The sequence below is a fragment of the Stenotrophomonas sp. YJH_SMC_37 genome (assembly GCF_059370035.1).
In genome coordinates this window covers 37,205-51,522 of sequence record NZ_JCAFTG010000007.1, presented here as the reverse complement: position 1 = coordinate 51,522, position 14,318 = coordinate 37,205, and the positions used below count along the sequence as shown (strand labels likewise).

12 protein-coding genes are annotated in these 14,318 nt (G+C 61.2%); 8 read left to right on the top strand and 4 right to left on the bottom strand.

The annotated features are described in order from the left end of the window. Positions 1-44 precede the first annotated feature (44 nt). Genes AC5P8J_RS11575 through gmd form a run of 3 tightly spaced genes read right to left on the bottom strand, consistent with a single transcriptional unit; the run spans position 45 to position 3,410 of the window. The gene (locus AC5P8J_RS11575) at positions 45-1,010 is read right to left on the bottom strand and encodes a polysaccharide pyruvyl transferase family protein (RefSeq protein ID WP_495216809.1); all 966 of its coding nucleotides are present in this window, start codon (positions 1,008-1,010) and stop codon (positions 45-47) included. After that, complete coding sequence (locus tag AC5P8J_RS11570; protein WP_495216808.1) at positions 1,007-2,296, bottom strand: oligosaccharide flippase family protein; 1,290 nt, start codon at positions 2,294-2,296, stop codon at positions 1,007-1,009. The genes AC5P8J_RS11575 and AC5P8J_RS11570 overlap by 4 nt, the downstream gene beginning before the upstream one ends. Before the next feature lie 7 nt (positions 2,297-2,303). Next, entirely contained in the window at positions 2,304-3,410 is a 1,107-nt protein-coding gene (gene gmd, locus AC5P8J_RS11565) for a GDP-mannose 4,6-dehydratase (RefSeq protein WP_495216807.1), read from the bottom strand. Positions 3,411-3,986: 576 nt separating this feature from the next. Between gmd and AC5P8J_RS11560 the strand changes: the two genes are divergently transcribed. The 5 genes from AC5P8J_RS11560 (at position 3,987) to AC5P8J_RS11540 (ending at position 10,370) form a co-directional block, all read left to right on the top strand. After that, a complete protein-coding gene (locus AC5P8J_RS11560; protein ID WP_495216806.1) occupies positions 3,987-6,212 on the top strand; it encodes a polysaccharide biosynthesis tyrosine autokinase in 2,226 nt (741 codons plus the stop codon). A 111-nt stretch (positions 6,213-6,323) separates the two neighbouring features. Further along, positions 6,324-7,313: a UDP-glucose 4-epimerase GalE gene (gene galE, locus AC5P8J_RS11555; RefSeq protein WP_049454033.1), complete on the top strand. Its 990-nt coding sequence runs from the start codon at positions 6,324-6,326 to the stop codon at positions 7,311-7,313. Positions 7,314-7,426: 113 nt separating this feature from the next. Beyond that, positions 7,427-8,320: a 4-hydroxybenzoate octaprenyltransferase gene (gene ubiA / locus AC5P8J_RS11550; protein WP_049461703.1), complete on the top strand. Its 894-nt coding sequence runs from the start codon at positions 7,427-7,429 to the stop codon at positions 8,318-8,320. A 186-nt stretch (positions 8,321-8,506) separates the two neighbouring features. Continuing rightward, positions 8,507-9,931: a short-chain fatty acid transporter gene (locus tag AC5P8J_RS11545; protein WP_288039298.1), complete on the top strand. Its 1,425-nt coding sequence runs from the start codon at positions 8,507-8,509 to the stop codon at positions 9,929-9,931. Positions 9,932-10,205: 274 nt separating this feature from the next. Beyond that, entirely contained in the window at positions 10,206-10,370 is a 165-nt protein-coding gene (locus AC5P8J_RS11540; RefSeq protein ID WP_005414774.1) for a hypothetical protein, read from the top strand. A gap of 55 nt (positions 10,371-10,425) precedes the next feature. Here AC5P8J_RS11540 and AC5P8J_RS11535 read toward each other — a convergent pair whose 3' ends face one another. Next, the gene (locus tag AC5P8J_RS11535; RefSeq protein ID WP_495216804.1) at positions 10,426-11,052 is read right to left on the bottom strand and encodes a YiiX/YebB-like N1pC/P60 family cysteine hydrolase; all 627 of its coding nucleotides are present in this window, start codon (positions 11,050-11,052) and stop codon (positions 10,426-10,428) included. 206 nt (positions 11,053-11,258) lie between these two features. Between AC5P8J_RS11535 and AC5P8J_RS11530 the strand changes: the two genes are divergently transcribed. From AC5P8J_RS11530 to AC5P8J_RS11520, 3 genes are all read left to right on the top strand, one after another. Continuing rightward, entirely contained in the window at positions 11,259-11,783 is a 525-nt protein-coding gene (locus AC5P8J_RS11530; RefSeq protein WP_019661618.1) for a hypothetical protein, read from the top strand. A 52-nt stretch (positions 11,784-11,835) separates the two neighbouring features. After that, complete coding sequence (locus AC5P8J_RS11525) at positions 11,836-12,411, top strand: hypothetical protein (protein ID WP_229301578.1); 576 nt, start codon at positions 11,836-11,838, stop codon at positions 12,409-12,411. 130 nt (positions 12,412-12,541) lie between these two features. Further along, positions 12,542-14,266 (top strand): peptidoglycan-binding protein, encoded by a 1,725-nt coding sequence (locus AC5P8J_RS11520; RefSeq protein WP_495216802.1) that lies wholly within the window; start codon positions 12,542-12,544, stop codon positions 14,264-14,266. The last annotated feature ends 52 nt before the right edge of the window (positions 14,267-14,318 follow it).

Here is a 14,318-nt window from a genome sequence, read left to right as displayed (position 1 = left end):
CAAGACAGAAGGTCCATAGCAGCGATCTTCCGTCCACTCGTGAATTAGTCTTGGCCATGCTCTGTCTGCTCGACCAGGGTTACATGATCGCTCGTATGGGTCCAACAACGGATATATCCGCCATTCTTACCATATGAATTGTCGCTGACGACATTCTCTATCCCCAGTAATGAACTCAGGATATGCCCATGTAGTCTATCGGTCTCAACTTCCTTGTACTGACTGAAGTGAGACGCGGAGAGCGATTCTAGATGCTTGGCGTAATGGCACCAGATCTCGCTGTGTATATTTGCAGCGGATTTTGACTTGCGGAGAAATGGTAGTTTTCCAATCTTTGCATATATTCTGACAGCTGCACCGTGCCATCCAATGAGGGTGGGCCAGTCGATAGAGTGCCCCTCATCGGTCGCTGCGGAACCGCTACGCTCGTCGTCAGTTCGTTTAAAGGCAAGCTGATCGAACTTCGGACGCTGTGCGGTAGTCATTGGCCAAAGCTGATGCGCCATATCAGGTGAAAGATAGACATTGGGGGTCATCCTTTTCGCCAGAGCAGCAGATCTGGTGTCTCGCACGAATATGTGAAGATCAGGATGCTTGGAGAAAAGAGAGCAGCATGCCTCATAATTCTCGGGGCTCGAGAAGTGTATTGTCTGAGGAAGTATGACAATTCTGTTCGTGACGCATCGGGATATGACGCTCTCTCGTACCCCTTGGGGGCCATCGTAAAGGTCTCCAAGGTTGCCGCCTCCCTGAAGCACAATGGGTACGCCAGCCTCAGCCCAGTTCGGGTCGTAGTTGAAGTAAGCAGATGTCTGCAGTCGACGAATCTTGTAGTCGCTTAGGAACTTCAATGTCCCTGACATGATCAGGATGTCGCCGACATTGCCATGGACTGGAATGTCCACAAAGTGAATCGTGTCGCTGCTGATGACATCGGCGACTCTAGACAGGCTTTCCTTAAGTTCCGCCATCACCTGTGCATGCGGGATCGAGCCTTTGCTACGCTTCACTCGAAACTCCTTTTCCTGTCAAAAATGCTAAGTGCAAAATGTGCGTCACTGGCAGTCGGGATCAACTGGCGCAGTCGAATGTTCTCAATCTTAATCATAAATAGAATAGTTAAAAATAGCCTTATTGCGCCTGATATTGCCATTGCAACTGACAGCCAGATGATTAAGTTATGCTGCGGCAGGAGTGGTAGTGCCGCTAGCATAGGTACTACCGATGCAATCTGCCTTACAGCGACAAGCCCAGGCTTTCCGTCGATGTTGAATTTTTGGGCGAGCATCCAGCTTGATCCAGAGAGCGTCGCTTCAATCAACAGGATTGAAAAAGGCAGCGCCGCTCCGATGAAGCGTTGGCCGAAGATCAGTGGTATGAAAATGTGGCCTGCAAGTCCAGCTACGATGGCGGCGATCAACATCGGGGCGAATGTTATCCGGAATACCTGCAAGACCGCAGCCGTTGATCCAGGGTCGCGCTGTCCGCCATAACGGGAATATAGCGATGTCGCTATCGATTCATAGAGTGAGCTAAGTATTCGAGATGTGGAAAATGCGATTGAATAAATCCCGAGTTCTGCAGCGCTTGCCACTGCCATGAGATAGATTTTGTCAGCATTCGTCGCGATGATTCCAGTCATGGTCGTTGCGTGAAACTTCAATCCAAGCGCCATCAGCGATTGCTTGTGGACTTGACGCGGCTCCCCTGGTGGAGTCGCCATGGGCGAATCCCCGCGAAATTTCCTCCGAAGATACAGCCATGTTCCGCAAGCAATGACTAGTGTCGCAGCTGCTTGTATGTCGATTGCAACTCTTAAGCTAAGCGTTTCAGCCAGTGAGGCGGTGCCAAGACCCAAGAGGACCAAGATTGGCAGTCCGATTCTCGAAAAATTGTAGGCTTTAAGTGAACTATCTAGTTGAGCGCAGAAGCCGCAAAAGATAGTAATGGATACCGCCGCGGCATAGCAGAGTGCTGTCCATATGCTGATATCATCCTCTGAAAGGAAAATCTGAAATGTGGCGGCTGCCAGGCATACGGAAAGAATCGTAGTTAACGCGCTGGAGCGGTCATACGCACTACTGAATTGAATAATCTTCGCGCGTACTGCATAAACCATGGCCTGTCCCAGGCCCAACTGGGCGCATGATGCCACGAAAAGGGCGAAGACCTGCACTGAGTAGAATGCACCGCGACCCTCGGGGCCGAGGCTTCGAGCAGTGACGACGCTCACTAGAAAATTAACCGCCATCACTAGGATGGCGGTAATGGCGGAAATTAGCGATGCTCTAAACATCTTTCTGTCAGCTATCGCGGATGCCACATTCAATCAGATAGCGTTTCTCTTTGGCTTCCAGTAGATCCGACTGCACCATCTCCGAAACCATTTCTTGCAGGCTTGTAGTTGGCTTCCAACCCAGTTCGCGTTCCGCCTTGGCGTAGTCACCCAGCAGCGTTTCAACTTCTGCCGGGCGGTAGTATCGAGGATCAACGCAAACGATGGTGTCGCCAGGGCGCACGTGTGGCGCTTGGTCGCCATCCACCCGTACAACTACCGCTTTTTCCGAATCGCCCTCGCCTACAAACTGCAGCGTGATGCCCAGCTCGAAGGCCGCGAGTTCAATGAAGTGGCGGACGCTGTACTGAACACCTGTTGAAATCACATAGTCGACGGCCTTCTGCTGTTGAAGCATCAGCCACTGCATTTCAACGTAGTCTTTGGCATGGCCCCAGTCTCGTAGGGAGTCGAGGTTCCCCATATAAAGGCACTTCTCGAGGCCTTGGGCAATATTCGCCAGGCCGCGGGTAATCTTTCGTGTTACGAATGTCTCGCCGCGACGTGGGCTTTCATGATTGAACAGAATCCCATTGCACGCGTACATGCCGTAACTCTCACGGTAGTTAACCGTGATCCAGTAAGCGTAGAGTTTTGCCACGCCATAGGGGCTTCTGGGGTAGAAGGGGGTTGATTCCCGCTGGGGGGATTCTTGGACAAGTCCGAAAAGTTCAGAAGTCGAGGCCTGATAGAACCTGGTTTTCTCAGAAAGCTTCAGGAATCGAATGGCCTCCAAAAGCCTAAGGGTGCCGAGGGCGTCGACGTCTGCGGTATATTCCGGCGATTCAAAGCTCACCGCCACATGACTTTGAGCGCCCAAGTTGTAGACCTCGTCGGGCTGAACTTCCGCGATGATGCGGGTTAGGTTGCTGGAGTCAGTGAGGTCGCCGTAGTGCAGGTGCAACTTGCTTGTTGCATCGTGGGGGTCGCGATAAATGTGGTCAACGCGCTGAGTATTGAAAGACGAGGATCGACGTTTGATTCCGTGAACTTCATAGCCTTTCTGTAGCAATAGTTCCGCGAGGTAAGATCCATCTTGACCGGTGATTCCTGTAATTAGCGCGCGCTTGCTCATTGAAATTCCATTTGATGACGTTAACTTGTATCGTCGGCTGCTTGATTTTCGCCTTCAGGCTGGCAGTCGACGCTTAGGTGCTGTCCGTGAGGATGCCCGTGTGTTCTTCGGCGGCTTGCCCGATTCCAAACTCCATTTCCATTGGTCCTTGAGTGCTCAAGACGGCTCTGACTTGCTGTCGCCTAGTGACTGGCGGCACCGCGAGTGAGGTGTCTCCCGTGGGGCGTCCGGTCAAGTAGCTTGTTTGCGTATCAGTGGCTCCCCAAGCTGCTTTCGGGTGTCGCGCGCTCTGCAGCTGACTAGAGCCCATAGCCTGCCTTCGACGACCCCCAAGCATAGCAGTCCTTGTTCGCGATGCAACGCGCGCGCGTTCGAGGTAGTTGATATCGATTGCGTTGAACTTCATCTCTGAGCCGGATTCGAGGTATGCTGTGTGGCCCGACGGCCGAACTCCTCCTTCCTGCCTGCTGAGAAGTATCTAGGATCCTCGGTCCTTTGATGGTGCCAACAAGTGCGGCCTTGTCGGGATCGCCCCTGGGTCGCTGCGCGAGATTTTTCGATGATGAAGTGGAATCAATGACCAAACAAATGGAAGACCGGGCTGCAAAGAACGACGAGATCGATCTGCGCGAAGTACTCGGCGTATTGTTGGATCGCCGGTGGTTGATAATCTCGGTCGCGGTGGTCTTCTTCGCGGTTGGCTGTGCCTATGCATTGCTTTCGAAGCCTGTTTATCAGGCGGAAGCTATGATTCAGGTGGAGTCTAAGGTTCCCTCCATCCCGGGTCTGGCCGATCTTGCTTCGTTGGGAGGTGGAGGTAGCACCGCCGCAACTACAGAGGTCGCGCTCCTGACCTCTCGCACGGTGGTAGGGGCCGCTGTTGATGCCCTTCAGCTCGACACACAGGTTGAGCCATACCAGTTTCCATTGATCGGCGGGTTCATTTCACGTCGTTTCAAGCCAACTGAGGAGGCCCCTGTAGCCGATCCTTGGTTTGGACTTACTAGTTATGCCTGGGGTGGTGAAGCGCTCGACGTCCATCGATTCGACGTTCCCGGATCTCAGATCGACCAAAAGTATATTCTTCAGGTCGAAAATGGAGCTGGTGAGTTTTCCCTTTACGGGCCTGAAGGTGAAAGGCTGCTGCGCGGCAAGGTGGGTGTGCCAGTTAGTCGCGGTGGGATAGTCCTTGAAGTTTCAGGTCTCCAAGGCAATCCCGGTGTCCGATTCGAGCTGGTGAAGACGCGGCGTCTTGATGTCGTAGCAAGCATTCAGGATGAGTTGCAGGCGGTCGAACAAGGTAAAGATTCAGGGATCCTGGCAATTCGATATCAGGACTCTGACGCCGCTCGTGCCGAAGCCCTGGTGCAAAGAGTCGCCGATGCCTATGTTCGCCAGAACGTGGATCGGAGCTCGGCGGAGGCAGCGTCTCAGCTCCAGTTCGTAAAGGATCAGCTGCCAACTATTCGCCGTCAGGTCGAGCAGGCCCAGGCCGCCATGAGCGCGTACCAGTCGCAGTCTCGCTCGGTGGATATCACCATGCAGACGAAAGGGCTGCTGGAGCAGGAAGTCGCTGTGGAGGCGAGCATCCAGCAGTTGCGTTTGAAGCAGGCTGAGATGGATCGGAGCTTTACTCGCGAGCATCCAGCCTATCGCGCATTGCTCCGGCAGATCGGTGATCTGGAGGGCCGCAAGGGTGGATTCCAGAAGCAGGTGGGTGATCTGCCGGAAACCCAGCAGGAGTTGCTGCGCCTGACACGTGATCTGCAAGTAAGTAACGAGCTGTATACGGCGTTGTTGAATCAAGCTCAGCAGCTGGATGTAGCCCGCGCAGGTGCGGTTGGCAACGTACGTATTGTCGACTCCGCAGTAGTTGATCTGGCAAATCCAGTTAAGCCGCGTAAGGCTTTGATTGTTATCGTCAGCACCCTACTCGGGGCATTGCTCGCCGTCGCGTTTGTTTTCCTCCAGCGAATGCTCAACCCAGGCATCGAAGACCCGGCAGACATTGAAGCCTTGGGCTTGCCCGTGTACGCAGCCATCCCGCTCAGTGTGTCCAATACGCTGCCCAAGCTGCGCAAGGGCAAGCACGGTACGCGCGTCGTGGCCGACGGTCGCCAGCACCTGCTGGCGGTAACCGCCCCGGCTGATCCGACCGTGGAAGCGCTGCGCAGTCTGCGTACGAGCCTGCACTTCGCCATGCTGGAAGCGAAGAACAACATCCTGACCATCTCGGGCCCGCGCCCGGGCGTGGGCAAGACCTTCGTCTCCACCAACCTGGCCGCGGTTATTGCGCAGGCTGGCCAGCGCGTGCTGGTCATCGACGCCGACATGCGCAAGGGCACGCTGCACAAGATCCTGGGTGTGTCGCACCAGAAGGGCCTGTCGGACGTGCTGGGCGGCAAGCTGAGCACCGACGAAGTGATCCATCCGGTGTCCGGTCTGGAAAACATGCATTACATGGTGCGTGGTGATATTCCGCCGAACCCGGCCGAGCTGCTGATGCACCCGCGCTTCGCGCAGCTGCTGCAGGACATGTCCGGCAAGTACGACCTGGTGATCGTCGATACGCCGCCGATCCTGGCCGTGACCGATCCGGCGCTGGTCGCCACCCACGCGGGTTCGAGTCTGCTGGTCACGCGTTTCGGCGTGAACCAGGCCAAGGAAATCGAGCTGACGCTGCAGCGCTTTGAGCAGAACGGCGTGCAGATCAAGGGTGCGATCTTCAACGCGGTCGAGAAGCGTGCCACGGGCTATTACAGCTACGGCTATTACGAGTACAAGTCTGACGGCAAGGAATGACCTCCTGCCGTTGACCGCGTAAAGAGGGCCGCCATGAAGGTGTCGGCCCTCCGTCCAATTCAGGGGTAGGATGCTCCAGGCATTGTTCCTACTAGGTCAGGGAAGATCTTCATGCGTGACGTTCTCATATGCGGCGGTGCGGGCTACATCGGCAGCCACATGGCCCAGTACTTGTCCGAGCAGGGGCATCGGGTAACCGTATTCGACAATCTGTCCACTGGGCACCGTGGCGCCGTGGCGTGGGGAGAGCTGGTAGAGGGCGACTTGCTGGACGCGGCAGCCCTTCAACGGCTGTTTGCTGGTCGGCACTTCGATGCGGTCATGCACTTCGCTGCCCGGTCGCTGGTGGGTGAGTCGGTACGTGATCCGTACGCGTACTACGCCAACAATGTCACCGGCACGATGAATCTGCTGCAGGCAATGCGAAGTCATGAGGTGGAGCGCATTGTGTTTTCCTCTACGGCGGCGATCTTTGGCGAGCCGTGCTCTGCGCTGATTGACGAAGACCATCCGAAGCAGCCCATCAACCCCTACGGGTCGAGCAAGCTGATGGCCGAGCGCATCTTGGCAGACGCTGCTGCAGCTTACGGTCTGCGCTCGGTATGCCTGCGCTACTTCAATGCCGCCGGGGCGCTGCCTCAGCACGGCATCGGAGAGGCGCATGCCTGCGAGACTCATCTGATTCCCAATGTATTGCGCTCGGCGCTGGGGCAGGGCGGGCGGCTCAAGGTGTTTGGCAGCGACTACGAAACACCCGATGGAACCTGTGTGCGGGACTACGTGCACGTCCAAGACCTGGCCCAAGCCCATGCGCTGGCGATGGATTACATGGATGCACAACCAGGTGCCCATGCGTTCAATCTTGGCAACGGACAAGGCTTTTCCGTACTGGACGTGATCCAGACGGCTGAGGCTGTGTCTGGCTTGCGCGTACCCTACGACGCTGCTGAGCGACGGGCCGGTGATCCCGCTCGGCTGGTGGCTTCGAGTGAGCGCGCGCGCAGGGTGCTGGGGTGGCAGCCCGTATGGACAGAATTGGCTCCGATCATTGAGAGCGCTTGGCGCTGGCACAACGCGCCAGCAGCGTGGGGCAAGGTCTGAGTCCACCGTCACGCTGGGGCAGGACACCGGGGCCCGGTGCGCGCAGGCGCATTGGGCCCTGTATTTTCCAGGCCCGCGCCGCAGTCCTTCCAGCGCAGGAGTATCCTATCGCCATGGCTGATACCCCCCTCACTTCGCCGCAGTCGCCGGCGACGCCGCGTTGGCGGCATTACTGGAGTCTGATGCGCGCCGATCGCCCGATCGGCACGCTGCTGCTGCTGTGGCCCACGTGGTGGGCGTTGTGGCTGGCCGCAGGTGGTCTGCCGCCGCTGTGGACGCTGTTCGTGTTCACCGCCGGCGTGTGGCTGACCCGCTCGGCCGGTTGCGTCATCAACGACTACGCCGACCGCTGGCTCGACCCGCACGTGGAGCGCACCAAGGCGCGCCCACTGGCCACCGGTGCGATCAGTGGCCGCGCCGCGCTGGCGTTGTTCGCGGTGCTGATGCTGGTGGCGTTCGGCCTGGTACTGACCCTGAACGGGCTGACCATCGGCCTGAGCTTCATCGGCGTGTTCCTGGCTGCCAGCTACCCGTACCTGAAGCGCTACACCCACCTGCCGCAGGTCTACCTGGGCATGTCGTTCGGCTGGGGCATCCCGATGGCGTTCGCTGCCGTGCAGGGCGAGGTGCCGATGCTGGGCTGGCTGCTGTATGCCGGCAACATCCTGTGGTCCACCGCCTACGACACCTGGTACGCCATGGTCGACCGCGAGGACGACCTGAAGATGGGCTCGCACTCCACCGCGATCCTGTTCGGCGACCTGGACCTGGTCATCCAGGGCGTGCTGTACGCGCTGTTCCTGGCCACCATGGCGCTGGTTGGCGTGCGCGGCGGGCTGGGCGGCTACTACCTGGCCGGCGTGGCGGTGGCCACGGTGCTGGTGGTCTACGAGTTCTGGATCTGCCGCAACCGCGAGCGCGGCCCGTGCTTCAAGGCGTTCCTGCACAACAACTGGGTGGGTGCCGCGCTGTTTGCCGGCATCGCCGTGGACCTGGCGCTGCGTTGAGACGCGCAGCCGAGCGTGGGCTCGGCTCTACAGGTGGCCCCCCCGAACCCGGATATCCGTAGCGCCCGAGCCCATGCTCGGGCGGCGGCGCACAGCGCCGGGCCTTCCGCCACTACGACCAATAGGTGGCTGACAGCCTGCACCCCACCGCCCAGAATCGATCCATCGAACCTGGGAGGGTAGGCGATGGCCTCGAAGGCAGCAGTACAGGATGGCTGGATGGCGCGCGCAGCGCTGCGCTCGGCCGCCTGGGCGGAAAAGTGGTTCCCCGACGCGTACGTGTTCGCGGTGCTGGGCGTGGTCATCGTCGCGCTGGCCGCGATGGGCTTCGGCTCGACCCCGCAGGCCACCGCCGGCGCCTTCGGTGACGGCTTCTGGAGCCTGATTCCCTTCACCATGCAGATGGCCTTCGTGGTCATCGGCGGCTACGCCGTGGCCACCGCGCCGGTGGTCGCTCGCTTCATCGATTTCCTCGCCCGCGTGCCGCGCACCGGCCGCAGTGCAGTGGTGTACGTGGGCCTGGTCAGCATGCTGGCCTCGCTGCTCAGCTGGGGGTTCTCGCTGGTGTTCGGCGGCCTGCTGGTGCGTGCGCTGGCACGCCGCACCGAGCTGCGCATGGACTACCGCGCGGCCGGTGCGTCGGCCTATCTCGGCCTGGGCGCGGTGTGGGCGATGGGGTTGAGTTCCTCGGCCGCACAGCTGCAGGCCAATCCGGCCAGCATGCCGCCGGGCCTGGTGGAGATCACCGGCGTCCTGCCGTTCACCGAAACCATCTTCCTGTGGCAGTCGATCGCGCTGACCGCAGTGCTGATCCTGGTCTCGCTGCTGATCGCTTGGCTGACCGCGCCTGCGGCCGGCAGTGCGCGTACCGCCGAGGATTTCCCGGGCGCCGCGCAGGCCGAGCCGGAGCCGCTGCAGCGGCGCACGCGCCCGGGCGAGTGGCTGGAATACAGCCCGCTGCTGACCGTGCTGCTCTCGTTGCTGGCGTTCGGTTGGCTGTTCAACGAGTTCGCCAACAAACCGGTGGTCACCGCCATCGCCAACCTCAACACCTACAACTTCCTGTTCATTTCGCTGGGCCTGCTGCTGCACTGGCGCCCGCGCAGCTTCCTCAACGCGGTGGCCAAGGCGGTGCCGAGCACCACCGGCGTACTGATCCAGTTCCCGCTGTACGGCGGTATCGCGATGATCCTCACCCACGCCGCCGGCGGTGACGGGCAGACCTTGGCGCACCGGCTGTCGAGCCTGTTCGTGCACGTGGCCAGCACCGATTCGTTCGCGCTGGTGATGGGCGTCTATTCGGCGGTGCTGGGCTTCTTCGTGCCGTCTGGTGGCGGCAAGTGGATCATCGAGGCGCCCTACGTGATGCAGGCCGCCAACGAACTGAAGGCGCACCTGGGCTGGGCCGTGCAGGTCTACAACGCGGCCGAAGCGCTGCCGAACCTGATCAACCCGTTCTGGATGCTGCCGCTGCTGGGCGTGCTGGGCCTGAAGGCACGCGACATCGTGGGCTTCACCTTCATCCAGCTGCTGGTGCATATCCCGCTGGTGCTGGGCCTGCTGTGGCTGCTGGGGATGACGCTGGCGTACGTGCCGCCGGTGATGCCATGAATGCAGCGTTGGCTTCCCTGTGTGAGCCGGGAAAGCCAGCCTCGTTCAGCGCGTGTCTCCGGCTGCGAGCGCCATGAATGCGTGCAACGCTGAGGATGGCATGAGCACATGCCGAACCCGCATGAATCCTTCAGGCGCTTGTGCCGCAAGAGGTTCCGCGCGTTCATTCACAGGCGTACACACGAATGTAGCCGGCCACCCACGTGTGATTAACCAATCGCTGCAGACGATGGTCCCGTCCACCGCATTCCGCGCGTGGCTTTGGAGATCGGACATGGCACAGCAGAACCAGAACCCGAACCAGAAGCAGCAGGGCCAGCAGAACCAGCAGGATCAGCAGCAGGGGCGCGGCCGCGACCAGCAGCAGCAACAGCAGCAGGAACAGCAGCAGCGCAACCAGCGCAACCAGCAGCAGGGTGGGCAGGACGAGGAAGAGTGACTTCGATGCCCCAGCCTGGGCAACCCGCGAAGCCCCGCCCTGTGCGGGGCTTCGCTTATTCCAGCACGCCGATACGCTGCAGCACCGGCGCCGCCGACATGTCATTGGGATTGGTGCCGGGCTGGTCCTGCGGCACGTCCATGCCCATGCCGCGGTACAGATCCACCCAGTGCCGGGCGATCTGCCCGGTCTGCGGGTTGCGGAAGTTCATCGGCTGCAACGCGAACACATGGTGCGCACGGAATGCGCGCTCGATGAAGTCCGAGCAGTAGTAGCTGTCCTCGTTCAACACGTATGACGTGTTGTACGGTTTGCCCAGCATCGTGCGTGCGGTCGCGATCGCATCCTTGATGGCGGCCTGCTGCGGTGCCTGCAGGCGATAGACCACGATCTGCCGCTGCCTGGCGCAGGCGTCCTGGCGGAACTCGACCAGGGATTGCCGGCGCGATCCCTTCTCGTCGGCGTGCAGTACCTCCCACCCCTGCGACGCCAAGGCGACAAGGGCCACGTGGTCGAAGCTGGGGCCGTGCTGCTTGCCGGTGGCATCGTCGATGGCCGCGCTGAGGCCGCTGCGGCCGGCGGTGACGAACAGCAGGTCGCCTTCCCGGACCTCCAGTGCGGCCACAACACCAGGCCACAGCGTTGGCGCCAGCAGGGAGAGGGCAAGCAGGAATGCGCGCATGGGGGCCAGGGTCGAAGCGTGTGCGGCGTAGTCTAACGGCTGCTGCGATGACGTTGATTTCAGCCCAAGTGTGATATGAGTCTCAATTCAGCATGTCGGGATATTCCTGACAGCGGATGTTGAAACTGAATCGACAGAGGCATGGCTATCCTTGCCACCCTACCGCGCCGGAACCGCGCGCGACCGTCCGGAATCAGGAGGATCCCTTGAACCAGCTCCGCCCCGTTGCCCTGCTTGCGCTTGCCCTGGGGCTTGCGCTGTCGGGCTGCAAGCCTGCGCCCCAGGCTGCCATCACTGACGCCGCCGCACCGGCTCCGAGCAGCACGGCCGCCGCCACGACGCCGGCCACGCCGGTTGCTGCGGCCCCGGCAGACGCGTCTGCCAGCTGCCCCCATCCGGTCTTCGACGACTTCCTCAAGCATTTCGGCAACGAGATCGCGCTGCAGGAAACGTCCACTGCCGATCCGCTGCTGGACAGCCACATCGATGGCGACGCCGAGCCGGAGCCACGCAAGGTGGAGGAGAAGGTGCCGCTTGCCAAGGTCGAATGGCCGGTGATGCCGGACCCGGCCACGCTGCAACGCCAGGGCCGCGAGATGCAGGTCACCCGCCTGCCCGACGGCCAGGTACAGGTGCAGATGCGCACCCCCGATACCAGCGACCAGCAGATCTACACCTTTGCCCAGAAGCCGTGCTGGCAACTGGTCAAGCGTGAGGACGAATCGATCTGACCCCTGAGCGACCGCCTGCGGGCGGTCGTGTGATTCACCCAAGGAGCACCGCATGCGTCTGTCTCCCGTTGCCCCCGTGCTGGCCCTGATGCTTGCTGCCTGCAGCGGCCCTGAGGCGGCTGCACCGGCGGCGGCCCCCGCTTCTACTGACCCGGCAGCGTCGCCGGCCGCACCAGCGGCTGCCGTTGCGGACCTTCCCACCTCTCTTACGCGCGACGAGACCGGCATGCATATCGATTGCCAAGGCACCCGCCTGCACCTGGCGGCCCAGCCCACCCAAGACACGGACGCTTCCCGGCTGACCACGCTGGAAATCGAAAAGGACGGCGCACGCCAGGCCATTGCTGCGCCCAAGGAGATGGACGGCTATACCGCCGTTGGCCTGGCCTGCGTGCAGGACCGCAGCGGTACGCCGTACTTCGTCGTGCAGTACGGTGAACTGCCGTTCGGCTGCAGCTTCTGCGAGTGGTACTACCTGTACGACGCCAGTGGCCGCCAGTTGACCCACAGCACCCCCCCGCTGCGCGGCGCGGAAGGCGAGGAGCAGGAGCCCAACAACGACGAGTACGAGACGTTGATCGACTCGCTCGGCATCAAGCACCCGGAGGTGAACTACATCGAAGACTGAGCGCAGCGGCAGGACGTCGCACGCGCGCTGTGAACGCAGCACCGCAGTACCGCAGTACCGCAGTACCAGAAGTACCAGGAGCAGTACCCCTTAAGGAAATCCCCTTTTTCATAGAATGGATAGCACAGACATGGCAGACATCTACCAGGACATGGTCCAGCCCCGCGGGGCGGCCTACAGCAGTGACCGCATCAAACCGTGGAGCCACTACCGGGAGCCGATCGACCAGAGCGACGGCCGCCTGCATGGCAATTCCCGCCGGTGGGGCGATGCGACCCCGGAAGTACAGTCACGGGTGATCGACACGATCATCGAGTCGGCGCGCGAGAAGGGCCTGACCCCGCGCGAAACCGCGCACGTGCTGGCCATCGCCCGCGTTGAATCGGGCTTCAACCCCGATGCCGCCGCGGGCACCACCTCGGCCTCGGGCCTGGGCCAGTTCATCGACAAGACCGGCAACCACTACCACCTCAACAGCCGCAACCGCTTCGACGTCGGCGCACAGTCCGACGCACTGGTTGACCATTACATCGATAACCGCACGCTGGCGCACAAGCGCGGCCAGGGTGAGGAGTACATCTACAAGTACCACCACGACGGCCCGACCCGCGATTACGGCGGCCTCACCCTGTCTGAAAAGAAGGTGATGCCGTACGTGGACAAGTACGAGCGGTTCGTGGAGCAGCGCCTGGGCCTGACCCACGGCCAGTCCCATGGCAGCCACGCGGCCCCCGCCGCAGCTGCGGCCACCCACGCGCAGGCCAAGCCGGCAGCGGCGCATGCCGAAGGCCAGACCCGCACCTTCGAGCAGACGATGCAGGTGATGCTGCCCCCGCAGAACGGGGTCAAGCCGCACATTACCGGTGAGTTCGGCGAACACCGCGCGCACAAGCCGCACGGTGGCACCGACTTCAACTATGTCGGCGGCCAGCACGGCCGTAATCTGCAGCACCCGACCGTCAACGCGCCGATCTCCGGAACGGTGACGTTCGTCGGTGGCGACTACGGTACGGTGAAGATCAGGGATGCACAGGGCAACTCGCACGAGATCCTGCACCTGCAGTCGACCCAGGTGAAGGAAGGCCAGCCGATCAAGGCGGGCGAGCCGATCGGCACCATGGGCGGGCGTGGCCCGGGCGGTGCGGGTCAGTATGCCCAGCACGTGCATTACCAGTTGAAGGATCCGCACGGCAAGCTGCTCAGCCCGCAGGACTTCTGGGACCACGGCAAGTTGAAGGAAACCGGCAAGGGTGGCCATTCGCATGATGCCGACCACAACGGTGTGCTGCGCCAGGGGGCCAAGGGCGAGGAAGTGACTGCGCTGCAGAAGGAACTCAACCGCCTGGGCGTGCGCGACGGCCAAGGCAACCCGCTGAGCGAGGACGGCAAGTTCGGTGCCAATACCAGGGACGCACTGATCGCCTACCAGAAGCAGCACGGGCTCTCCGCCGATGGCGTGGCGGGTCCGGCGACGCTGGGCAAGCTGGCCGAAGGCCGCAGCCATGCCGAGGCGGCGCCGAAGGGGCCGCAACTGGGCGACAAGGCGCATCCGGATACGCCGCTGCACAATGCGATCCGCGGCCACATGCCGGGCATGATCTGCAACGAGATGAGCGCGCATGTGACCGCCCAGGCCAAGGCCGCCGGCATCGATTCACCGGAGAAGCTGCAGGGCGTCACCGTGCAGGATGGCAAGGCCTTCGTCATCGGCACCGTTCCCGGCTTCCGTACTGCGGTGGACATGACCCAGACGGCACCGAGCCTGCAGGAGACCAGCGCTGCAATGCTGGCCAAGCATGAGCCTTCGCAGCAACACGTGCAGGACGAGCAGCAGCGCGTGGCCATGGGCCGTTGACCGCTGCGTGTGAAGAGGTGTGTGGTAAAGGAGGCCGGCCGGGGTAATCCGG